The following is a 22,438-nucleotide window of genomic DNA, read 5'->3' on the forward strand; positions in this document are numbered from 1 at the left end:
AAATGATCACCAAACGTAAAGCGTATGTCCGTGGCATGACGCCCACCTGGTGGCAGAAGCTCGGTTTCTACCGTTTCTATATGCTGCGCGAAGGCACCGCGGTACCCGCCGTCTGGTTCAGCATCGTGCTGCTGCATGGCGTGTTTTCGCTCAAAGCCGGTCCGGAAGGCTGGAGCCAGTTTGTCAGCTTCCTGCAAAACCCGCTGGTACTGTTGCTCAACATCATCGCCTTGCTGGCGGCGGTGTTGCACACCAAGACCTGGTTCGATCTGGCGCCCAAGGCGAGCATTATCATCGTAAAAGATGAAAAAATGGGGCCGGAGCCAGTGGTTAAAGGACTGTGGGCAGTCACCGTCGTTGTCACGCTGGCGGTGCTGGCCATCGCCTTGCTGTTCTGAACAGGAGGAATCTCGTGATTAATCAACAACCCAAACGTTCCGACGAACCGCCGTTCTGGGGCCTGTTCGGCGCCGGCGGCATGTGGAGCGCCATTTTCGCGCCGGTTATCATCCTGCTGGTCGGGGTTCTGCTGCCGCTTGGTCTGTTCCCGCAGGCGCTGACCTACGATCGCATCGCCGCGTTCAGCCACAGCCTGATTGGCCGCGCGTTCCTGCTGCTGATGATCGTGCTGCCGCTGTGGTGCGGCCTGCACCGTATCCATCACGCCATGCATGACCTGAAAATCCATGTGCCGGCCGGCAAATGGGTGTTCTACGGTCTGGCGGCGATCCTGTCGGTCGTCACTATCATTGGTGTGGTTACGCTGTAAAACCGCCGCCTCGCCATGTCTCACGGCTCGCACTATGCGGGCCGTTTTTTATTGCATCTTCGCTTCCCGCTTCCTACTGTTAAACCATGTTCAAACCAAAAGGCACAGGAAGCCGCGCATGAAGCACTGGCGCTTATTGCTGACATCGTTTATCGCACTGTTTACGACCGCATGCAGTACCACAACGCCACAGGGCGTTCAGATCGTGGACAACTTCGAGCCTTCCCGCTATATGGGAACCTGGTATGAAATCGCCCGACTGGACCACCGTTTCGAGCGTGGTCTGGAGCAGGTCACCGCCACTTACAGCCCGCGCGAGGACGGCGGCATCACCGTGGTTAACCGCGGTTTCGACCCGGTTAAGCGGGTCTGGCGCGAAAGTATCGGTAAGGGCTACTTCACCGGCTCGCCGCAACGCGCCGCGCTGAAAGTGTCGTTCTTCGGCCCGTTTTACGGCGGCTACAACGTGATTGCGCTGGACAGCGACTATCGCTACGCGTTGGTATGCGGCCCAAACCGCGATTATTTGTGGATTCTGTCCCGCACGCCTGAAATCCCTCCGCTCGTCAGGCAGGCGCTGCTGGCGACCGCTCAACGCAATGGATTCCAGACGGACAGCTTAATCTGGGTTAAACCATTCTCTGGGTTAAAGCATTCTCTGGGTTAATCCACTCGCCGGTTCAGGGAAATAATCAGGCTGACCGAAACAACACAGGAAATAAATAAAACAGCGTTTTGATATTGTTATTTCCTGCAATAACAGGCCAATTCGTCCGGCTTATTTTCAGCCGGCGATCGCGCCGACTGTTTTTACGAAATATCGTTACGCGATGGGTCAACCCATAATTTTATCGCGGAACATAAAGAATACCGCGCCCAGCAGACACAGCCCGGCCCAAATATAGTCGGTACGGAATGGCTCTTTGAGAATAATTATCGAAAAGGGAATAAAGACTGACAGGCTGATCACTTCCTGCAGAATTTTCAGTTGCCCGGCAGACGCCACCTGATAACCGATACGGTTGGCCGGCACCTGCAACAGGTATTCAAACAGTGCGATCCCCCAACTGACCAACGCCGCCACCATCCAGGTACGGCCGCTGAAATAGCGAAGATGCCCATACCAGGCAAAGGTCATGAATACATTACTGAGGGTCAGCATGAAAACCGTGATAATTAGTGGGGACATAGCACTCTCCTTAACCAAGACGCGGCATTATTACGTTAGGCGGCGCAAAATACCATCAGGCAACGCTCGGCGTGTGTGAGAGAATTTTTCAGGCGGGATATCAAAGGCAAAGCAACGCGTAAACCGCCCGACGGGCAGTTTACGCGCCGGGAAGATTACTTCACGCGGGAGACGTATTCGCCGGAGCGGGTGTCAACCTTGATCACTTCGCCGATCTGCACGAACAACGGCACTTTTACCACGGCGCCGGTGGACAGGGTAGCCGGCTTGCCGCCAGTACCGGCGGTATCGCCTTTCAGGCCTGGATCGGTTTCGGTGATTTCAGCTTCGATAAAGTTCGGCGGCTGAACGGCGATCGGCCGACCGTCCCACAGGGTAACGATACATTCGGCGTTATCCTGCAACCACTTAGCAGAATCACCCACGGTTTTCGCTTCAACCTGATGCTGTTCAAAGGTTTCAGGATGCATGAAATGGAAGAACTCACCGTCGTTATACAGGTAGTTCATGTTGGTATCCATCACGTCAGCGCCTTCAGCCGAGTCGGTAGACTTGAAGGTTTTCTCAACGCGGGACCCCGTCAACAGACGACGCATTTTGACGCGAGCAAAAGCCTGGCCTTTACCCGGTTTCACAAATTCACTGGATTCGATGGCATACGGCTCGCCTTCGAACATGATTTTAAGACCGGAGCGGAAATCGTTGCTAAAATAAGTCGCCATAATGGCCCTCTACATTAATACTGGTACTTAGCCAAAAAAATGGCACACATTGTAACCCTAAATATACCTTCCCGAGAAGATTGGTTGCAGCAACTCACCGACGTTATTACCGATCCTGATGAATTGCTGCGACTTCTGGCGCTGGATAACCATCCGCAACTGACCGCCGGGCGCGATGCCCGCAAACTTTTCCCACTGCGGGTGCCGCGCGCGTTTGCCGCGCGCATGCGGCCCGGCGATGCGCGCGATCCGCTGTTGTTGCAGGTGCTGACCGCGCAGGACGAGTTCATCACCACCCCCGGCTTCAGCCACGACCCGCTGGACGAACAGCACAGCGTGGTGCCCGGACTGCTGCACAAATACCGCAATCGCGCGCTGCTGCTGGTGAAAGGCGGGTGTGCGGTCAACTGCCGTTACTGCTTCCGCCGCCATTTTCCCTACCAGGATAATCAGGGCAACAAAGCCAACTGGCGCCAGGCGCTGGAGTATATCCGCCGGCACCCGCAACTGGACGAAATCATCTTTTCCGGCGGCGACCCGCTGATGGCCAAGGATCACGAACTGGACTGGCTGCTGACCGAACTGGAACAGATTCCCCACCTGAAACGGTTACGCATCCACACCCGCCTGCCGGTGGTGATTCCGGCGCGCATCACCCACGAACTCTGCCAGCGGCTGGCGCGCTCGTCGCTGCGCGTGGTGCTGGTGACCCACATCAACCACGCCAACGAAATCGACGCGGAATTCACCGACAGTATGGCACGTTTGCGCCGGGCGGGCGTGACGCTGCTCAATCAAAGCGTACTGCTGCGCGGCGTCAACGATAACGCCGACACGCTGGCGGCACTCAGCAACGCGTTGTTCGACGCCGGTATTCTGCCCTATTACCTGCATGTGCTGGATAAAGTACAGGGCGCGGCGCACTTTTTGGTGCCGGACGACGAAGCGCGAACCTTGATCAGGGAATTGATGACGCGGGTATCAGGCTATCTGGTGCCGAGCCTGACGCGGGAAATCGGCGGCGAAGCCAGCAAGACGCTGCTGGATATCGGTATGCCGCAACAACAGGAAAATCAGAACTGAGGCACCGCCAGCGTCACGCGACGCTGGCGGCCTTCGACATCAGGGGCACTTATAAACCTGACCCTGCATCTTGCTGTCCAGCGGCGCGAAGCTGGACAGGAACGTCTGGCTCGGCGTAGTCGCGCCGTAAATCACGTTGCCGCCCATCTCCGCCGCCCTGTTGCGCAGGTCATTCGCCGCGCCGCGCATTGAGCTGCCTTCATCACCGCCGCCCGACAACCAGTTGGATTGCGTGCCAGTAATATTGCCCAACAGCTGGCATTGCGCCGCTGGTTTACTGTCGGTAAAACGCACCGCCTGACCGGCAGCACTGAGTTCGTTGGTGGTGCTGCATCCCGCCAGCAAGGCGACAGCAGCCAATCCCATCAGAATACGAGTCCGCATGCTTCTCTCCGTGATAGTCGATACACTGGTCGAAGCCGGGCTACCCCGACCCGACAATCGAAAACTTATGCCAAAACAGGCTCATGTTACCACCATCGGGGTGGCAATTACCGGATAAACGACAACAATTTCTGTTGCCATGACTGTGATCACGCCCGGCTTCACATCGGCGGGCACAGCATTGTCGCGCTCTGCCTCGGGGCATTCGTTGCAACCGAGGCTTTTCCCTTCACCAACAGGATATATCGCATGAAAAGGACGTATCAGCTATTTCGCCAGATATCACTTGCCGCCTGTCTGATGACCGCCACAATCAGCCAGGTCGGCGCCCATACCGTGTCACCAGTCACTCCCAACGCGATGGCGACGACCCGCGCCATCTACAACTGGATGGCGCACCTGCCGAATCGCAGCGATTCCCGCCTGCTCTCCGGCGCATTTGGCGGCTACGCCAATATCGGCGGCGATGACGCCTTCTCGCTAGCCGAAGCAGAGAACATCGCCGCCCGTACCGGTCAGTATCCGGCCATCTACGCCTGCGACTACGCGCGCGGCTGGGACCGAACCTCCGCGGGTAACGAGGCGGATCTGGTGGATTACAGCTGCAACAGCACACTGATCGATTACTGGAAAAAAGGCGGTCTGGTGCAAATCAGCCATCATCTGCCCAACCCGGTATTTGCCGGCAACGATCCCGGCACCGGCGAAGGCGGGCTGAAAAAAGCGGTCAGCAACGAGCAACTGGCCGCTGTGCTGCAATCAGGAACGCCGGAGCGCACCCGTTGGTTGGCTATTCTGGACAAGGTGGCGGCCGGGCTCATGCAGTTGCAACAGCAAGGCGTGGTAGTGCTGTACCGCCCGCTGCATGAAATGAACGGCGAGTGGTTCTGGTGGGGCGCCACCGGCTACAACACCCATGACACCACGCGTATGAACCTGTATATCCGTCTGTACCGCGACATCTACACCTATTTCACCCAGACCAAAGGGCTGAACAACCTGCTGTGGGTGTACGCGCCGGACGCCAACCGCCAGGACAAGACCGGGTTCTACCCTGGCGACGCTTACGTGGATATCGCCGGGCTGGATATGTATCTGGACAACCCGGCCAATCTCAGCGGTTACGACGAGATGTTGCGGTTGAACAAGCCGTTCGCCTTAACCGAGGTCGGCCCGTCCACCACCAACCAGCAGTTTGATTACGCCCGTCTGGTCAGCATCATCAAAAGCAATTTCCCCAAAACCGTCTACTTCCTGCCCTGGAATAACGTCTGGAGTCCGGTGAAAAATCTGAATGCCTCCGCCGCCTACAACGACAGTAGCGTCGTCAACCGGGGCGGCATCTGGAACGGCAGCCAGTTGACGCCGATCGTCGAAGCCAACTGATGCTATAAAAAACCAATGCCATAAAAAACAGGCCCCGAAATCGGGGCCTGTTGTTATTGAGCGCCTGCGCCGTCATTACGCACGCCACTGTTTGAAGCGGTTGATCAGCCCGTTGGTAGAACTGTCGTGGCTGCTGACGGCGCTGTCATCCTGCAGTTCCGGCAGGATACGGTTAGCCAGCTGTTTGCCCAGCTCCACGCCCCACTGGTCGAAAGTGAAGATGTTCAGGATCGCGCCCTGGGTGAAGATCTTGTGCTCGTAAAGCGCGATCAGCGCCCCCAGGCTGTACGGGGTGATTTCCCGCAGCAGGATGGAGTTGGTCGGACGGTTGCCTTCAAACACTTTGAACGGCGCCACGTGCTCGACGTCTTTGGCGGATTTGCCGGCCGCCGCAAACTCCGCTTCCACCACCTCGCGGGATTTACCGAACGCCAGCGCCTCGGTCTGAGCGAAGAAGTTCGACAGCAGCTTGTTGTGGTGGTCGCTCAGTGCGTTATGGGTGAGCGCCGGCGCGATGAAGTCGCACGGCACCAGCTTGGTACCCTGATGGATCAACTGGTAAAACGCGTGCTGACCGTTGGTGCCCGGTTCGCCCCAGATGATCGGTCCGGTCTGGTAATCCACCGGGTTGCCGTTGCGATCGACGTACTTACCGTTGGACTCCATGTTGCCCTGCTGGAAGTAGGCCGCAAAGCGATGCATGTACTGATCGTACGGCAGAATCGCTTCAGTTTCCGCGCCAAAAAAGTTGTTGTACCAGATGCCGATCAGCGCCAACAGCACCGGCAGGTTTTTCTCGGCCGGGGTGGTGGCGAAATGCTGGTCCATAGCGTGCGCGCCGCTCAGCAACTGCTCGAAGTTGTCGAAGCCGATGGACAGCACGATCGACAGGCCGATGGCGGACCACAGCGAATAACGGCCGCCGACCCAGTCCCAGAATTCGAACATGTTGTCGGTGTCGATACCGAATTCGCCGACGGCTTTGGCGTTGGTGGACAGCGCCGCGAAGTGCTTGGCGACATGTTTTTCATCGCCGGCAGCCTTCAGGAACCAGTCGCGCGCGCTGTGGGCGTTGGTCATGGTTTCCTGCGTGGTGAACGTCTTGGAGGCCACCAGGAACAGCGTGGTTTCCGGGTTGACGCGTTTGAGGGTTTCGGCGATGTGGGTGCCGTCGACGTTGGAAACGAAGTGCATATTAAGGTGATTTTTATACGGGCGCAGCGCCTCGGTCACCATGAACGGCCCCAGGTCGGACCCGCCGATGCCGATGTTCACCACGTCGGTGATCGCCTTGCCGGTATAGCCTTTCCACTCGCCGCCGATCACGCGTTCGCTGAACTGCTTCATCTTTTGCAGCACGGCGTTCACTTCCGGCATCACATCCTTGCCGTCGACCACGATCGGCGTGTTGCTGCGGTTGCGCAACGCGACATGCAGTACGGCGCGCGCTTCGGTGCGGTTGATCTTCTCGCCGGAAAACATCGACTTGATGGCAGCGGACAGATCGGTTTCACGCGCCAGCGCCTGCAGTTTTTCCAGCGTGTCGGCGGTGATGCGGTTCTTGGAATAATCCACCAGCATCAGGTCGCCGAACGTGGCGGAAAAGTGAGAGAAACGCTCGGGATCCTGCGCGAACAGATCGCTGATCTGCACCTCTTTCATCGCGGCAAAATGCTGCTGCAATGCCTGCCAGGCGGCAGTCTGCGTCGGGTTGATATTTTTCATCACACTACTCTTCGGTTTGAGAACAAGTCGGTTTGAGAACAAATAGGTTTGAAAACAAGTCGGTCGCCGGGCGGGAAATCCTGCCCGCTTTTTCCCGATTGTATCCCTTAACGCCGTGCGGGGAAGCCCTTTTCTTGCGAAATGGCGCGCCCCTGACCAATGTTGATCAACAGCAATGTTGATTGACAGCCGCCGCGTTACCCGCTATTTGTAAAAGCCTACTTGCGCACCCGTTGCGCAAGCCAGAAGAGGAGCGCCGCCCAGGCAAGGTATCGGAGGAACCGTATCCGATGAGGATACCAGAGGGGGAGCGGCGCCGAGACAGACGTAACCTACGGTGTTTACGCTGCCGACCGCAGGGGCTGAATCCCCTGGGTTGTCACCCGCATCGCTCCGCAAGGCGGAACGATCAGCAAGGTGGAGCGCTTCTGGGTGTGCCGTAGCCAGTAACCTACGCTTGCCCCCTGCTTACCGCTCTTCCCTTGTGCCAAGGCTTAACGATGGAATGCTGTTGTCGACGACGACAATGACGCCCCTGACACGAGGTTTTTGAATGTCTGCTAACACTGATAACTCACTGATTATCGCCAAATTCGGCGGCACCAGCGTCGCTGATTTCGACGCCATGAACCGCAGCGCCGACATCGTGCTGTCCGACGCGCAGGTACGGGTGGTGGTGCTGTCCGCCTCCGCCGGCGTGACCAACCTGCTGGTGGCGCTGGCGGAAGGTTTGCCGCCGGTCGAACGCGCCGAACATCTGGAAAAAATCCGCCAGATCCAACACGCCATTCTCAACCGGCTGGGCCAGCCGGCCGTCATCCGTGAAGAGATCGACCGCATGCTGGACAACGTGGCCCGCCTGTCGGAAGCGGCGGCGCTGGCGACGTCCAACGCCCTAACCGATGAGCTGGTCAGCCACGGCGAACTGATGTCCACCCTGCTGTTTGTGGAAATTTTGCGCGAGCGCAACGTCGCCGCCGAATGGTTCGACGTGCGTAAAATCATGCGCACCAACGACCGCTTCGGCCGCGCCGAACCAGACTGCGACGCGCTGGGCGAACTGACCCGCAGCCAGCTTGCGCCGCGTCTGGCGCAGGGGCTAGTCATCACCCAGGGCTTCATCGGCAGCGAAGCCAAAGGCCGCACCACCACGCTGGGCCGCGGCGGCAGCGATTACACCGCCGCCCTGCTGGGCGAAGCGCTGAACGCCGGCCGCATCGACATCTGGACCGACGTTCCCGGCATCTACACCACCGACCCGCGCGTGGTGCCGTCCGCACACCGCATCGACCAGATTACCTTTGAAGAAGCGGCCGAAATGGCGACTTTCGGCGCCAAGGTGCTGCACCCGGCCACGCTGCTGCCCGCCGTGCGCAGCGACATTCCGGTGTTCGTCGGCTCCAGCAAAGACCCGGCGGCCGGCGGCACGTTGGTGTGCAACAAGACCGACAATCCGCCGCTGTTCCGCGCGCTGGCGCTGCGCCGTAAGCAGACGCTGCTGACCCTGCACAGCCTCAACATGCTGCACGCGCGCGGTTTTCTGGCGGAAGTGTTCAGCATTCTGGCCCGCCACAATATTTCGGTGGACCTGATCACCACCTCTGAAGTCAACGTGGCGCTGACGCTGGACACCACCGGCTCTACCTCGACCGGCGACAGCCTGCTGTCCAGCGCGCTGCTGACCGAACTGTCCTCGCTGTGCCGGGTGGAAGTGGAAGAGAACATGTCGCTGGTGGCGCTGATCGGCAACAAGCTGTCGCAAGCCTGCGGCGTCGGTAAAGAGGTGTTCGGGGTGCTGGAACCATTCAACATCCGCCTCATCTGTTACGGCGCCAGCAGCCATAACCTGTGCTTCCTGGTGCCGTCCAGCGATGCCGAACAGGTGGTCCAGACGCTGCACCGCAATCTGTTCGAATAACGCGAAATAAATGGCCGCAAGCCACCACGGCAGGCAAATCCGAAACCCCAGACGGGTTTCGGATTTTTTTATGCCTGCGGTCCGCCAGCGCCGCCGCCTCCATGATCCCAGCCAATAAAAAAGGATAAACGACAGAGCCTGCCGCAGCGGAAAACACGATGTTTAAACATCAAGGCGGGATGGAAAAGGGAGCGCGGTGAACGCATGGCAAATCCTCGTGAAATTGTAGAGCTCAGTCATCACATACGAAAAATCGCCAATAACAAGATTGCCGATATCGACCACATCAACCGGGAAACCACATTTCTTGCCCTGAATGCCTTGATTGAGGCGGCTCGCGCCGGAGAGGCGGGAAGAGGATTTGCGGTGGTCGCCAGCCAGGTTAAACACGTAGCGTCGCTGATTAACCAAATCACCACCGACCTCAATCAGGAACTGGCGGGACCGCTGTCAAAGCTGACAGAACTGGGCGACAACATGATTTCCCGGCTGCACGAGCATGAAAGCGGGCGCCACGTCGATCAGGCGCTGAACATGATCGACATCATCGATCGCAACCTGTACGAGCGCTCCTGCGACGTGCGCTGGTGGGCGACGGACACCGCGGTGGTCGCCTGCGCCGCTCATCCGGGGCAGGCCGAAAAGCAGTACGCTTCGCATCGGCTATCGGTCATTCTGTCGAGCTATACCGTTTATCTGGACCTGTGGATTACCGACCTGAACGGTACGGTGCTGGCGAACGGACGTGGGCAGGATTACGACGTCACCGGCCGCAACGTCTCCGACCTGCCTATTTTCCGGCAGGCGAAAGCGACGAAAAACGGCACGGACTATGTGGCGGCGGATATCCAGAAAATCGCGCTGCTACGTAATGCGGCGGTAGCGACCTACGCCACGGCGATTCGTGAGAACGGCGACGAGCATGGCCGCCCGGTTGGCGTATTGCTGATTTTCTTCGACTGGGCGCCGCAGGCCACGACGGTGGTTCGAAATGTGCGCCTGACGGCTCAGGAGTGGCGGCATACGCGCTGTCTGATTGTGGATTCCGCGTCGCGCGTCATCGCCAGTTCCGATGACGCGACCCCGCTGGGAGAACACTTTCCGTTACGGACTGAAGGAAAGGCGGCCGGGTACTATAAAACCGACGGCCGAACCCTGTCTTTTGCGCTGACGCCGGGTTACGAAAGCTATCAGGGCCTGGGCTGGTACGGCGTGATCGAACAGCGAACGGACGTATAGGCATGAACCGCCGGGCAGCGGCGAAACGCATCGCCGCCGCCCGGCTCTTAGCATGGCTTACATGGAAACCGAGGACTCTTCCCGCCCTTCGTCCTCTTCTTCCGTCACCATCAGCACGTTGTAGGCGACCGCGCAAAACAACGAATTCAGTCGGTTCATATCGCCCAGCAACCCGAGATGCAGCGAACTGGTTTCCAGACTCTGCACATTCTGATGATGCAACCTGTCGACATGCGCGTGGGAGTAGCGCCGGTTCAGAATACGAAAACGGTGTTTGGCGCGGCGCAGCCGTCTGGCGCTGGTCACATCCGACGACAGGAACACCGACATCCCCAGTCGCAGGTTGTTCAACAGTTGTTCGTACAACGCATTAAGCTCGTCGCGCCCGGCGGTCGAAAAACCGCGCAGCCCATCTGGCGCATGCGCGTCAAGATCGCAAACCACCCGCTCGATGATATCGCCGGCCTGTTCCAGATTGAGCGCCATCTCAATCACCTCCGCCCAGCGCCGGGAATCACGTTCATGCAACCCGGCCTTTTCAATCTGCGCCAGATAGAGCTTGATGGCGTTGTAGAGCACGTCCACGTCGTCATCCAGTCTACGGATCTCTCGCACCTGCTGGCGGTCGCCCCGCAGCGCGCCCTGAAACATTTTCAGCATCTGTTCGATCACATCGCCGATGCGCAGCGTCTCCCGCGCCGCGTTAGCCAGCGCCAGCGTCGGTGTATCCAACGCGCTGACATCCAGATGGCGGGGTCGCAACCGCGGATCGAGATCCGGTTCAACCCGCACCAGATTGCCGCACAGCTCCGCCATTCGCCCGGCAAATGGCAACAACAGCAGACAGCGCGCCAGGTTGTAAAACAGGTGGAAATAAATCACCCGTTCCTCATCCGGCAACGGCACCGCCTCCATCCAATCCGCCAGATAACCTATCGCCGGCAGCGCCGGCATACAGCCAATCAGTTTGAAGAACATGCTCCCCAGCGCCACCTGCCGCGCCGCCGGGCCTTGTGCGCTGGCGTTCGCCAGCGCCAGAATGCCGCTGCCCAGATTGGCACCGATCACCAGACACAACGCCACATCCAGGGAAATCACATGGCTGGCGGTCAGGGTGGCGGTCAGCAGCACCGCCGCCAGGCTGGAATAACTCACAATGGCGAACACCGCCCCGACCAGCGCATCCAGCATCACATCGCCAGTCAGCGAGGAAAACAGCACCTTAACCCCGGCGGTCTGGGTGATCGGCGTCGCCGATTCCACAATCAATTCCAGCGCCAGCAGAATCAGCCCCAGACCGATGGCAATCCGCCCCAACTGTCCGACGCGGGTCTGCTTGCAACTGAGGAAAAAGATAACCCCGAGGAAAATCAGTAACGGCGACAGCCAGGAGAGATCAAACGTCAGGACTCGCACCATCAGCGCGGTGCCGACATCCGCGCCCAGAATAATCACCAGCGCCGGCGCCAGCGCAATCAACCCTTGCGAGACAAAAGAGATCGTGAGCAGCGCGGTGGCGTTGCTGCTCTGCACCAGCGCGGTCACACCGATGCCGGCGAGAAAGGCCAGCGGCTTACGGCTTACGCTATCGCTGATCGTTCGCCGCAGACGGGCGCCGTACACCCGCATAATCCCGGTACGAACAATATGCGTCCCCCAGACCAGCAGCGCGATGGCGGACAATAAATGCAGCAGCGTCAACACGGAACTGGGCCTCCCTTAGTCAAAATAGTTATGGAAAAAAATGGCATTCCCGCCCACAAGCCCGGTGTACTCCCCACTTGCGCCCGGTCTTAATTCTGACATCTTACTGACATCTTATCCGTTCTTGAGTGGGTCAACGGGTGTAAATAAGCGTAATTTTTTTAAAATCACGGCCTAAATCAATAACAGGGCGTATTTCCCCCCACGCGGCACGTTTCTGGCGTTATGCTTCTTCCATCAGCCGCTTCGCCCGACACCGGCGACGGCACCCTCTTCAGACCTGAGCTAAGGATATACGGATGAAGACAAAAACCGCATATGGCCTGAACTGGCTGGCGCTGCTTATCATCATGATTGTGGCCGCCTTTTTCTGGCAACTGACGCCCCCAGCCGGGCTGAAACCCGCCGCCTGGCACTCCGCCGTACTGTTCGTCGCCACCATCATCAGCATCGTGGCGAACGTGCTGCCGATCGGCGCCATCGGTATCATCAGCATTACGCTGTTCGCCCTCACCTACGCCGCCGGCGACACCAGCGCCAGCGCCTCCATCCAGACCGCGTTGAGCGACCTCAACAGTTCGCTGATCTGGTTGATTGTAGTAGCATTCATGATTGCCCGCGGTTTTATCAAAACCGGGTTGGGCCGTCGCATCGCCTTACAAATGATCCGCCTGTTGGGTAAACGCACGCTAGGGCTGGCTTACGGTCTGGCGTTCGCCGACCTGGTGCTGTCGCCCGCCATGCCCAGCAACACCGCCCGCTGCGGCGGGGTGATTTACCCGATTGCCGACTCGCTGGCGCGCAGCTTCGACTCCAAACCGGAAGACGCCTCCCGCAGCAAGATCGGCACCTTTCTGGTGACCTGTATCGGCAACGTCAACGACGTCACCGCCGCGCTGTTCATGACCGGCTACACCGGTAACCTGCTGGCGGTGAAACTGGCGGCCAACGCCGGCGTCACCATCACCTGGGGCAGTTGGTTTGTCGCAGCGGTCGTACCTTGCGTGATTTCTCTACTTCTGGTGCCGCTGTGCGTTTATGTGCTGGCAAAACCGGAAATCCGTCATACGCCGGACGCGCCGAAACTGGCAATTACCGAACTGGAAAAAATGGGGCGCATGTCGCGCGGCGAATGGCTGATGGCGGCCACCGTGGTAATTCTGCTGGTGCTGTGGATTTTCGGCGATCTGCTGGGCGTTGACGCCACCACCGCCTCTTTTGTCGGCCTCTCCTTCCTGCTGTTGACCGGCGTATTAAGCTGGGAAGACATCAAGAGCGAGAAAGGCGCATGGGATACGCTGATCTGGTTCGCCGCGCTGCTGATGATGGCTAACCAGTTGAAGAAACTGGGTTTCACTACCTGGTTTGGCGACCTGATCGGCAGCAGCATCGGTCACCTGATGCAGGACACCAGTTGGGTACTGGTGTTGCTGTTGCTCAACGCCGCCTACTTCTACACCCATTACTTCTTCGCCAGCGGCAACGCCCAAATCGCGGCGTTGTACGCGGTGTTCCTCGGCGTGGGCATTAACCTGCACATCCCGGCGGCGCCGATGGCGCTGATGCTGGCGTTCACCAGCAGCCTGTACTGCTCGCTGACCCAGTACACCCACGCCCGCGGCCCGATTCTGTTCGGCGCCGGCTACGTGCCCACCGCCGTCTGGTGGCGTACCGGCTTTGTCATCAGCCTGATCAATCAGGCGATCTTCATGTCCGCCGGTCTGTTGTGGTGGAAGGTGATCGGGCTTTACTAAGCCAAGCAGGCATCAAAAAAACACAGGCCGGGGTAACCCGGCCTGTGTTTTTTTAGCCTCTGATGACTCGAAACGAATATGACAGGCTGGCGATGATTAACGAGTCAGCCCCTGGCGCACAATCTCGGCATACACGAAAGGGGAGTCATCTTTCAGGCTATTAAGCGACCAATCCCCGTTGATATATTTCTCAAAATGGCGTGTACGCATCCGTCGATGCTCCTGACTATCGAGCCTAAGCCGGGATATTGTCGATTCTGCCTGCGTGGCATACGGCGAACCGTTAGGATATAACGCATAATTAGGGCTAATCTCACCCGACAGGAAATTAATTACAAAGGTATCCGGCTGCAAACTGATTGGATCCAAGACGTCATCGAAGTCATTCTTGTTACGATTTGGCCCCAATGAACTTAGGCGATAATTGTTCCATTCATAGGCGTCACCGGCATTATGGGATTTAGCGACGAAATGGTCGGTAGAAGATGCCCCTGTCACCCACTCAAAATAAATCGCCAGATAGGCGCAGACACCGCAATAAGATTCCCAAAGCGAATAATTGCTGTGCGTCCAATAGTTCGGTAAATCCGAAGCCTTCGGCGGTGGTGCATTAAGAGCAATACCCTTTTTACTCAACCAGTTATGCCCTCTCTGACGCACTTCGACATCAAAATCATCAGGCTCCGCCTGTAACACCACCGGAATCATCTTTGCGTCCTTTTTTTATCTTCTTATTATTTTGCTCCGGGTTTGCTTTTTTTCCACGGATAAACCGCCAGCGAAACAGGAACTCATCTTTAACATCGAGAGCCGCCAGCAACTGCTGATACATCGCGTCCAGCTCCTTTTCCGATGCATCAGACTTATTCAGCAGCTTTGCCGCGTCCTCAACCAGTCGCTCATACTCCAGCGGTCTGCCACTTTTTAAATCGAACGCCTCGCTCGTCAGCCAGTTGGTCACATCACCGTGTTTTTCAAATTCACGCCGCTCCAGCACCACCGCACCGTTTAGAAAATCCAGATCAAACCATGCATCTCGTGAGCCATCAAATAATGGCTCTACCGAGGTCATCACCAGCGGAGAATGCGTGGTAGTGATCAACTGCACCTGTGCTTTGGCGTTCAGCTTTCCCATCACTTTCAGCAAAGCGGGAACAATACTGCGCTGCCAACTGGGATGAAGATGAGACTCAACTTCATCAATCAGGAACGTAATCTGAGGGCTGACGTCTTCCCCCACAATACTGGCGGCTCGCTGGTGTTCCTCCCAGGCCCATACCAAAAAATAAGCCAGCGCCAGAATACGCCGCATTCCCGAAGACGCATGGAGCACAGGCACATCTTTTTGGTAAGGCATCCTGAGGGTCGGTATTTCACGTACGTCATCCAGACTGATGCGGGTCAGTTCCCCCAGCGAGAGCACTTCGGTTATCGAGGGGGAAAGCACCTTCAGCACGGCATTAAGATGTTTGAACGCCGCGCCTTTCTCTTTTTGCCAACTGGCAATATCACGGATCAACCCGTTACAGAGCCAGGAGCGTTCGTCACCCGGCAAACCATCCCACACTTCAGTCGGGTTTAACACATAGGCCGGAACCCGCTCCTGCACATCAATGCCATCCTGCGTGCGCCAGTAATTACGGTGCGGATCCCACACCGCAAAGCTGCCATCCGCCATCGCATACAGCACCAGTCCAGGGTTGGTCGGCCGACCGGCACGGCCAGTCCAGCTCTGCTCACGTCGGGCATAGGTACTCTCGTAATGGCTTTCATAACGTTCAGTCTTGACCTTACCGGCAAATGAAAAAGCAATACTTGCCTCTTCACCTGCCAGGCCGAACGCAGGGAGCGCTTTTTTGCCAGCGGCCAGTTTAGGATTCACCTCTGCGGGCCATCGGCGAGTCAGCGCCCACCAAATAATATCCAGTAAAAAACTCTTTCCCAGACCATTATCGCCGGTTAACAGGTTGAGCCGATTGCCAAATGTGAGATGCATGGTGCTGGCGGGCCCAACATTGGCAAGGCTAAGTTCATGGATCATCTCACCACCTTATTCCGTTTCATGAATAACTTTTATATCAATCCGCATCATACCCCAGATTCGGCGCCAGCCAGCGCTCCACCTCGTCGATCGGCAACGATTTACGAGCGGCGTAGTCTTCCACCTGGTCGCGCTGAATTTGCGCCACGGCGAAATACTTGCTGTCCGGGTGGCTGAAGTACCAGCCGGACACCGACGCGCCCGGCCACATGGCGTAGGACTCGGTGAGTTTCATGCCGACGGTATTGTCCACATCCAGCAGTTGCCAGATGGTCGCTTTTTCGGTGTGGTCCGGACAGGCCGGGTAACCCGGCGCCGGTCGGATGCCCTGATAGTTCTCGCGGATCAGCTCGTCATTGCCGAGGTTCTCGTTCGGCGCATAGCCCCAGTGGACCTTGCGCACCCGCTCGTGCAGGTATTCGGCGAACGCTTCCGCCAGCCGGTCCGCCAGCGCTTTGAGCATGATCTTGTTGTAGTCGTCGTGCTGCGCTTCCCACTGCGCCGCCAGCTCGTCCTCTTCCAGCCCGCCGGTCACCGCGAACGCGCCGAAATAATCCGGCTTGCCGCTGGTTTTCGGCGCGACAAAATCCGCCAGACAGTAGTTGGGAAAATCGGTCTTTTCGGTTTGCTGGCGCAGATGATGGCTGACGGTCAGCACCTCGGTACGACGCTCGTCGGTATAGATTTCGATGTCATCGCCCACCCGGTTGGCCGGGAACAGCCCCACCACCCCGCGCGGGTTCAAGGTGCCGCTGGCCGACAGGGTATCCAGCATGGCGTTGGCATCGGCAAACAGGCGTTTGGCCTCCTCACCCACCACTTCGTCTTCAAGAATGTTGGGGTATTTGCCCGCCAGCGACCAGGTCATAAAGAATGGCGTCCAGTCGATGTAGTTACGCAATGTCTCGATGCCGGCGGAAACCGGCTGTACGCCGAGGCGATGCGCCACCGGCGGCGTATAGCTTTCCCAGTCGATCGGCATGGCGTTGTCGCGCGCCACGCCCAACGCCACCGGCGGCGTGCGCGGTTTTTTGCGACCATGCTGAATGCGCACCGTTTCGTATTCCTTACGAATGCGCGCCACAAAGTCGTCGCGCTGGCTGTCCGACAGCAGCGCCGACACCACGCCCACCGAGCGCGACGCATTCTGCACGTATACCGTCGGGCCGCTGTAGTTCTGTTCGATCTTCACCGCGGTGTGCGCCTTGGAAGTGGTGGCGCCGCCGATCAGCAACGGCAGCGTAAAGCCCTGGCGCTCCATCTCTTTGGCGACGTTGACCATTTCATCCAGCGACGGGGTAATCAGCCCCGACAGGCCGATGATATCGACGTTCTCCTCGCGCGCGGTTTTGAGGATCTTGTCGGTCGGCACCATCACGCCCAGATCGATAATTTCATAGTTGTTGCACTGCAATACCACGCCGACGATGTTCTTGCCGATGTCGTGTACGTCGCCCTTCACCGTCGCCAGCAGGATCTTGCCGGCGCTGGAGCCCTGCTCTTTGCTGGCCTGAATGAACGGTTCCAGATACGCCACCGCCTGTTTCATCACTCGCGCCGACTTCACCACCTGCGGCAGGAACATTTTGCCGGCGCCGAACAGGTCGCCGACCACGTTCATGCCGTCCATCAGCGGCCCCTCGATCACTTCGATAGGGCGAGTCGACTGCGCCCGCGCCTCTTCGGTGTCCTGCTCGATAAACTCGGTGATGCCTTTGACCAGCGCGTATTCCAGCCGTTTTCTCACCGGCCAGCCGCGCCATTCGGCCTCGCCTTTGTTGCTGTCGTCGTCGGACTTACTACCGCGATATTTCTCGGCAATCGCCAGCAGCCGTTCGGTGCCGTCGTCGCGCCGGTTGAGAATCACGTCTTCCACCGCATCGCGCAGCTCGGCGGGTAAATCATCGTAGATCGCCAACTGACCGGCGTTGACGATGCCCATGTCCATGCCGTTGCGGATGGCGTAATACAGGAACACGGCGTGAATCGCCTCGCGCACCGGCTCGTTGCCGCGAAACGAGAACGACACGTTGGACACGCCGCCGGAAATCAGCGCGTGCGGCAGTTGGGCTTTGATGTCGGCGCAGGCCTCGATAAAGTCCACCGCATAATTGTTGTGCTCATCAATGCCGGTAGCGACGGCAAAAATGTTCGGGTCGAAAATGATGTCTTCCGACGGGAAACCGACTTCTTCGGTCAGGATCTGGTAGGCGCGGCGGCAAATCTCAATCTTGCGCGCGCGGGTATCCGCCTGCCCCACTTCATCAAACGCCATCACCACCACGGCGGCGCCGTAACGGCGCACCAGCCGGGCGTGATGCACAAAGGCCTCCACGCCTTCTTTCATCGAAATCGAGTTGACGATACCTTTGCCCTGAATGCACTTCAGCCCGGCTTCCACCACGTCCCACTTGGAGGAGTCGATCATGATCGGCACCCGGGCGATATCCGGTTCGCCGGCGATCAGGTTAAGGAAACGCACCATCGCCGCTTCGGCGTTGAGCATGCCCTCGTCCATGTTGATGTCGATGATCTGCGCGCCGCTTTCCACCTGCTGACGCGCTACGTCCAGCGCCTCGTTGTACTTTTCTTCTTTAATCAGGCGCTTGAATTTAGCGGAACCGGTGACGTTGGTGCGTTCGCCGACGTTAACGAACAGCGTGTCGTCGCCGATGTTCAGCGGCTCCAGCCCGGACAGGCGGCAGGCCACCGGCAGCGTCGGCAACGCGCGCGGCGCCACGCCGTCGACGGCCTTAACCATCGCGGCGATATGCTCAGGCGTGGTGCCGCAGCATCCGCCGATAATGTTCAGGAAGCCGGACTGCGCCCACTCGCCAATCTGGCGCGCCATCTCGTCCGCATCCAGATCGTATTCGCCGAAGGCATTCGGCAAGCCGGCGTTGGGGTGTGCGGTCACATAGCACTCGGCGATGCGCGACAGTTCCGCCACGTACTGACGCAGTTCGTCCGGTCCCAGCGCACAGTTAAGACCGAACGACAGCGGCCGGGCGTGACGTAGCGAGTTATAAAACGCTTCGGTAGTCTGGCCGGACAGAGTACGGCCGGAGGCATCGGTAATGGTGCCGGAGATCATCACCGGCAGCGTGACGCCCAGCGCTTCGAATTCGGTTTCTACCGCAAAAATGGCGGCTTTGGCGTTCAGGGTGTCGAAAATGGTTTCGATCAGGATGATATCAACGCCGCCTTCAACCAGCGCGCGGGTCGATTCGCGGTATGCTTCCACCAGTTGGTCGAAGCTAACATTACGGTACGCCGGGTCATTGACGTCCGGCGAGATCGACGCGGTGCGGTTGGTCGGCCCCAGCACCCCGGCGACATAGCGTGGGCGCTCCGGCGTACGCGCCGTCCACTCGTCGGCACAGGCCCGCGCCAGCCGGGCGGCGACGGTATTGATTTCCGCCGACAGCGCTTCCATCTCGTAGTCGGCCATGGCGATGCGGGTGGCGTTGAAGGTGTTGGTTTCCAGAATATCCGCGCCCGCCGCCAGATAATCGTTATGAATGGCGGTGATCACCTCCGGTTTACTCAGCACCAGCAAGTCGTTATTGCCTTTCAGGTCGCACTGCCAGTCGGCAAAACGTTCGCCGCGGTAATCTTCTTCCTGCAGGCGGTAGCTCTGGATCATGGTGCCCATGCCGCCGTCCAGAATCATAATGCGTTGCGCCAGCTGCTGCTGTAATGCCTGTAACCGATTTGCCATCATTTTATTCTCGTTATCACCCTCGTCTGTGCGAACCTTTATCCTAGCACAACAGCCCGCCGCGCCAGCGCAGTACGCGGTTGATAAAACCGCCTGACAAGACGGTTGCATTCTGCGCTAAAAAAACGAAAATCGATTCCATGATATGAAAAAGGAAATCGACGATGACGCCACCCGAACCCGCCAAACGCGGCAAAAAACCCCGCGCTGCCGCCGCCAGCCCCGCTCAACCTGCCGGACAGGTGCAGTCGTTGACCCGTGGTCTGACGCTGCTGGAATACATCGCCAAAGCCAACGGCAGCATCGCGCTGACCGACCTGGCCCAGCAGGCGGGCCTGCCCAACTCCACGACCCATCGGTTGTTGACCACCATGCAGCAGCAGGGATTTGTGCGCCAGGTCGGCGATTTGGGATTGTGGACCATCGGTACCCATGCGTTTATCGTCGGCAGCAGCTTTCTGCAAAGCCGTAATCTGCTCAGTCTGGTGCACCCGATGTTGCGTCAGTTGATGGAGAGTTCTGGTGAAACGGTGAATCTGGCGGTGCTGGATCAGAGTGATTATCAGGCCATTATCATCGATCAGGTGCAGTGTACCGCGCTGATGCGCATGTCCGCGCCGATCGGCGGCAAACTGCCGATGCACGCGTCCGGCGCCGGCAAAGCGTTCCTCGCCATGCTGCCGGACGACAAAATCACCCAGCTGCTGCACCGCAAAGGGCTGCACAGCTATACCCCGCACACCCTCAGCGCCCAGACGCTGAAGGAGAACCTGATCAGCATTCGCCGGCAGGGCTACGCGCTGGACGATGAGGAACACGCGCTGGGCTTGCGCTGTGTCGCCGCCTGCATTCTCGACGAACACCACGAAGCGTTTGCCGCTATCTCCATTTCCGGGCCGGTATCCCGCATCACCGATGATCGCATCACCGAACTGGGCGCGCTGGTGATCAAGGCGGCGAAAGAGATCACCTATCAGTACGGCGGCGCGCGCTGACCGGCGTTATAACGTCAGCGCGTCCGCTGACGTTACCGGGTCGGCATAACGTAAGCTGAAGCGTTTTCTGCGCCGGTAAGCGTAGACATCTTCGATGTGACCGTCGCGAATCCGCTGCTGCAACGCCCGCCAGTATTCAGCCCGAAACAGATCGCCGTGCAGCTCTTCAAACAGCGGCAGCAAGCGGCGATCGCTGCACAGAAACTGGCGAAACTCTTCCGGAAACACATCATTCGGCCCGACGCTGTACCAGGGTTCGGCCGCCAGTTCGTCCGCCGGATCGCGAGGCGGCGGAATGTCGCGGAAATTCACCTCGGTCATATAGCAGATTTCGTCGTAGTCATAAAACACTACCCGGCCGTGGCGGGTGACGCCGAAGTTCTTGAACAGCATATCGCCGGGAAAGATATTGGCCGCCGCCAGTTGCCGGATGGCGTTGCCGTACTCCTCAATCACATCGCGCAGCGCCTGACCGTTGACCTGTTCCAGGTAGAGATTCAGCGGCGTCATGCGACGCTCCATGTACAGATGGCGAATCACCAGCCGGTCGCCCAGGTCTTCCAGTTTGTCCGGCACTTCCCGCCATAATTCCGCCAGCAGTTCCGGGCTGATGCGCGCTTTCTCCAGCACGAAATTTTCATACTCCTGAGTGTCCGCCATACGTCCGACGCGGTCGTGTTCCTTCACCAGCCGGTAACACTCCCGCACCCGCGCTTCGCTGACCTCTTTTTGCGGTGCAAACCGATCTTTGATCACCTTGAACACCCGGTCGAAAGTCGGCAGCGTGAACACCAGCATCACCATTCCTTTTACCCCCGGCGCGGTAATGAACGGCTCCTGCGTACTGGCGATGAAATCGAGGTACTCGCGGTAATATTCGGTCTTGCTGTGTTTCTGACAGCCGATCGCCAGATACAACTCCGCGGTGGTTTTACCCGGCAAAATCTCCCGCAGCCAGGCCACCAGCGCCGACGGCAGCGGTGCGTAAACCATAAAGTAGGAACGGGCGAAACCAAACACAATACTGGCGTCCGCATGGCGGGTCAGGCAGGTATCGATAAACAGCGCGCCGCGCTCGTTGTGGTGAATCGGCAGCAAAAACGGAAACACGCCGCCCGGCAAACGCAGTTTCCCCACCAGCCAGGCCGCTTTGTTGCGGTAAAACAGCTCGTTCGCCACCTGTAGCGAAGCGTTTGCCAGCGACGCCGCCGGGAACGCTTCCCGCAGCGACCGCACCACATAGCCGATGTCTCGCGTCAGGTCTTCCCACTGCAACCGCAGCGGCAAAGCGGTCAGCACCGCTTCCAGCATCGCGGGCCAGCCGTTGTCGGGCTGGTAAGTACGAGCCAGCGGACGCGGAATTTCCTGAAAACGCCGTGCCGGCTGCGAACTGAACACGAACAGTTTGTCCGGCGTCAGTTCACGGTGATGAAACAGCCGGCAATACACTGAGTTGAAAAAGCTCTCCGCGATTTCGAAGCGCGGATAGTCCGGCAACAGCGCGGTATAAATCTGTTTGACCCGCGCGACGAACGCCGCGTCGTAACACTGCCGGTCGGTGATGCAGCCCAGTTGCTCCACCACCAGCCCGACATGATGGTCATAGAGCTGGATACGCTGCTTCATCGCCTGCTGCACCGCATGCCAGTCCGCCTGCTCGAAGCGCTGCTGTGCGCCGGCAGTCACTTCCAGAAACCGGCCATACTGCGCATCGAACCCTTGCAGAATAGTCTGCGCCACCAGTTGTTCCCGACCTCGACTCATCCACCTCTCCTCTGACGCCATCGATGTAACGACACGCGGCCAGC

Annotated in this window: 18 protein-coding genes and 1 riboswitch; of the genes, 9 read left to right on the plus strand and 9 right to left on the minus strand. The window is 58.5% G+C overall.

Annotation, left to right across the window (positions count from 1 at the left end; translation table 11 throughout):
- Positions 1–2 precede the first annotated feature (2 nt).
- The 3 genes from frdC (at position 3) to blc (ending at position 1,436) form a co-directional block, all read left to right on the plus strand.
- The gene (gene frdC, locus CPA59_RS20175; protein WP_100850226.1) at positions 3–398 is read left to right on the plus strand and encodes a fumarate reductase subunit FrdC; all 396 of its coding nucleotides are present in this window, start codon (positions 3–5) and stop codon (positions 396–398) included.
- A 14-nt stretch (positions 399–412) separates the two neighbouring features.
- Positions 413–769, plus strand: a complete 357-nt coding sequence (gene frdD, locus CPA59_RS20180; protein ID WP_049854775.1) for a fumarate reductase subunit FrdD — start codon at positions 413–415, stop codon at positions 767–769.
- A gap of 118 nt (positions 770–887) precedes the next feature.
- Positions 888–1,436, plus strand: coding sequence for an outer membrane lipoprotein Blc (gene blc / locus CPA59_RS20185; protein WP_107760571.1), 549 nt, complete (start codon positions 888–890; stop codon positions 1,434–1,436).
- Between the two features lie 168 nt (positions 1,437–1,604).
- Here blc and CPA59_RS20190 read toward each other — a convergent pair whose 3' ends face one another.
- Complete coding sequence (locus tag CPA59_RS20190; protein WP_022635071.1) at positions 1,605–1,958, minus strand: DMT family protein; 354 nt, start codon at positions 1,956–1,958, stop codon at positions 1,605–1,607.
- 155 nt (positions 1,959–2,113) lie between these two features.
- Positions 2,114–2,680 (minus strand): elongation factor P, encoded by a 567-nt coding sequence (gene efp / locus CPA59_RS20195; protein WP_012768149.1) that lies wholly within the window; start codon positions 2,678–2,680, stop codon positions 2,114–2,116.
- 39 nt (positions 2,681–2,719) lie between these two features.
- On the opposite strand from efp, the gene epmB reads away from it, so the two are divergent.
- The gene (epmB, locus tag CPA59_RS20200) at positions 2,720–3,763 is read left to right on the plus strand and encodes an EF-P beta-lysylation protein EpmB (protein WP_107760574.1); all 1,044 of its coding nucleotides are present in this window, start codon (positions 2,720–2,722) and stop codon (positions 3,761–3,763) included.
- A 39-nt stretch (positions 3,764–3,802) separates the two neighbouring features.
- On the opposite strand, the gene CPA59_RS20205 is transcribed toward epmB, so the two are convergent.
- Positions 3,803–4,147 carry a DUF4156 domain-containing protein gene (locus CPA59_RS20205; RefSeq protein WP_038920375.1) on the minus strand — a complete coding sequence of 115 codons (345 nt, stop codon included), beginning with the start codon at positions 4,145–4,147 and terminating at the stop codon, positions 3,803–3,805.
- A gap of 249 nt (positions 4,148–4,396) precedes the next feature.
- Between CPA59_RS20205 and CPA59_RS20210 the strand changes: the two genes are divergently transcribed.
- Positions 4,397–5,533, plus strand: coding sequence for a glycosyl hydrolase (locus tag CPA59_RS20210; protein ID WP_049854777.1), 1,137 nt, complete (start codon positions 4,397–4,399; stop codon positions 5,531–5,533).
- A gap of 75 nt (positions 5,534–5,608) precedes the next feature.
- Here the strand turns inward: CPA59_RS20210 and pgi are convergent, their stop codons facing one another.
- Entirely contained in the window at positions 5,609–7,258 is a 1,650-nt protein-coding gene (gene pgi / locus CPA59_RS20215) for a glucose-6-phosphate isomerase (RefSeq protein ID WP_038920377.1), read from the minus strand.
- Between the two features lie 238 nt (positions 7,259–7,496).
- Positions 7,497–7,694, plus strand: a riboswitch (Lysine riboswitch).
- 117 nt (positions 7,695–7,811) lie between these two features.
- Between pgi and lysC the strand changes: the two genes are divergently transcribed.
- Together lysC and CPA59_RS23235 are read left to right on the plus strand one after the other, a co-directional pair.
- A complete protein-coding gene (gene lysC, locus CPA59_RS20220) occupies positions 7,812–9,176 on the plus strand; it encodes a lysine-sensitive aspartokinase 3 (RefSeq protein ID WP_107760576.1) in 1,365 nt (454 codons plus the stop codon).
- 204 nt (positions 9,177–9,380) lie between these two features.
- On the plus strand, positions 9,381–10,415 hold the full coding sequence (locus CPA59_RS23235; RefSeq protein WP_107760577.1) for a methyl-accepting chemotaxis protein: 1,035 nt from the start codon (positions 9,381–9,383) through the stop codon (positions 10,413–10,415).
- A 57-nt stretch (positions 10,416–10,472) separates the two neighbouring features.
- Here the strand turns inward: CPA59_RS23235 and CPA59_RS20230 are convergent, their stop codons facing one another.
- Positions 10,473–12,119 carry a Na/Pi cotransporter family protein gene (locus CPA59_RS20230; RefSeq protein ID WP_038920381.1) on the minus strand — a complete coding sequence of 549 codons (1,647 nt, stop codon included), beginning with the start codon at positions 12,117–12,119 and terminating at the stop codon, positions 10,473–10,475.
- A gap of 299 nt (positions 12,120–12,418) precedes the next feature.
- Between CPA59_RS20230 and CPA59_RS20235 the strand changes: the two genes are divergently transcribed.
- Positions 12,419–13,873: a DASS family sodium-coupled anion symporter gene (locus tag CPA59_RS20235; RefSeq protein WP_038920382.1), complete on the plus strand. Its 1,455-nt coding sequence runs from the start codon at positions 12,419–12,421 to the stop codon at positions 13,871–13,873.
- A gap of 96 nt (positions 13,874–13,969) precedes the next feature.
- Here CPA59_RS20235 and CPA59_RS20240 read toward each other — a convergent pair whose 3' ends face one another.
- Genes CPA59_RS20240 through metH form a run of 3 tightly spaced genes read right to left on the minus strand, consistent with a single transcriptional unit; the run spans position 13,970 to position 19,635 of the window.
- On the minus strand, positions 13,970–14,581 hold the full coding sequence (locus CPA59_RS20240) for a hypothetical protein (protein ID WP_038920383.1): 612 nt from the start codon (positions 14,579–14,581) through the stop codon (positions 13,970–13,972).
- Entirely contained in the window at positions 14,550–15,914 is a 1,365-nt protein-coding gene (locus CPA59_RS20245) for an AAA family ATPase (RefSeq protein WP_049854782.1), read from the minus strand. The genes CPA59_RS20240 and CPA59_RS20245 overlap by 32 nt, the downstream gene beginning before the upstream one ends.
- Positions 15,915–15,951: 37 nt before the next feature.
- Entirely contained in the window at positions 15,952–19,635 is a 3,684-nt protein-coding gene (gene metH, locus CPA59_RS20250; protein ID WP_038920385.1) for a methionine synthase, read from the minus strand.
- Between the two features lie 164 nt (positions 19,636–19,799).
- Here metH and iclR point away from each other — a divergent pair, with 164 nt between their 5' ends.
- Positions 19,800–20,630 (plus strand): glyoxylate bypass operon transcriptional repressor IclR, encoded by an 831-nt coding sequence (iclR, locus tag CPA59_RS20255; RefSeq protein WP_049854783.1) that lies wholly within the window; start codon positions 19,800–19,802, stop codon positions 20,628–20,630.
- A gap of 6 nt (positions 20,631–20,636) precedes the next feature.
- Here the strand turns inward: iclR and aceK are convergent, their stop codons facing one another.
- The gene (gene aceK, locus CPA59_RS20260) at positions 20,637–22,394 is read right to left on the minus strand and encodes a bifunctional isocitrate dehydrogenase kinase/phosphatase (protein WP_049854784.1); all 1,758 of its coding nucleotides are present in this window, start codon (positions 22,392–22,394) and stop codon (positions 20,637–20,639) included.
- Positions 22,395–22,438: the final 44 nt, after the last annotated feature.

Origin of the sequence: Dickeya sp. Secpp 1600 (genome assembly GCF_003049805.1) — a bacterium.
Taxonomy (GTDB): domain Bacteria; phylum Pseudomonadota; class Gammaproteobacteria; order Enterobacterales; family Enterobacteriaceae; genus Dickeya; species Dickeya fangzhongdai.

Coding starts and splice junctions, on each gene's coding strand:
- frdC (WP_100850226.1), top strand. CDS start 3: ATGATCACCAAACGTAAAGCGTATGTCCGTGGCATGACGCCCACCTGG.
- blc (WP_107760571.1), top strand. CDS start 888: ATGAAGCACTGGCGCTTATTGCTGACATCGTTTATCGCACTGTTTACG.
- CPA59_RS20190 (WP_022635071.1), bottom strand. CDS start 1,958: ATGTCCCCACTAATTATCACGGTTTTCATGCTGACCCTCAGTAATGTA.
- efp (WP_012768149.1), bottom strand. CDS start 2,680: ATGGCGACTTATTTTAGCAACGATTTCCGCTCCGGTCTTAAAATCATG.
- epmB (WP_107760574.1), top strand. CDS start 2,720: ATGGCACACATTGTAACCCTAAATATACCTTCCCGAGAAGATTGGTTG.
- CPA59_RS20205 (WP_038920375.1), bottom strand. CDS start 4,147: ATGCGGACTCGTATTCTGATGGGATTGGCTGCTGTCGCCTTGCTGGCG.
- CPA59_RS20210 (WP_049854777.1), top strand. CDS start 4,397: ATGAAAAGGACGTATCAGCTATTTCGCCAGATATCACTTGCCGCCTGT.
- pgi (WP_038920377.1), bottom strand. CDS start 7,258: ATGAAAAATATCAACCCGACGCAGACTGCCGCCTGGCAGGCATTGCAG.
- lysC (WP_107760576.1), top strand. CDS start 7,812: ATGTCTGCTAACACTGATAACTCACTGATTATCGCCAAATTCGGCGGC.
- CPA59_RS23235 (WP_107760577.1), top strand. CDS start 9,381: ATGGCAAATCCTCGTGAAATTGTAGAGCTCAGTCATCACATACGAAAA.
- CPA59_RS20235 (WP_038920382.1), top strand. CDS start 12,419: ATGAAGACAAAAACCGCATATGGCCTGAACTGGCTGGCGCTGCTTATC.
- CPA59_RS20240 (WP_038920383.1), bottom strand. CDS start 14,581: ATGATTCCGGTGGTGTTACAGGCGGAGCCTGATGATTTTGATGTCGAA.
- CPA59_RS20245 (WP_049854782.1), bottom strand. CDS start 15,914: ATGATCCATGAACTTAGCCTTGCCAATGTTGGGCCCGCCAGCACCATG.
- metH (WP_038920385.1), bottom strand. CDS start 19,635: ATGGCAAATCGGTTACAGGCATTACAGCAGCAGCTGGCGCAACGCATT.
- iclR (WP_049854783.1), top strand. CDS start 19,800: ATGACGCCACCCGAACCCGCCAAACGCGGCAAAAAACCCCGCGCTGCC.
- aceK (WP_049854784.1), bottom strand. CDS start 22,394: ATGAGTCGAGGTCGGGAACAACTGGTGGCGCAGACTATTCTGCAAGGG.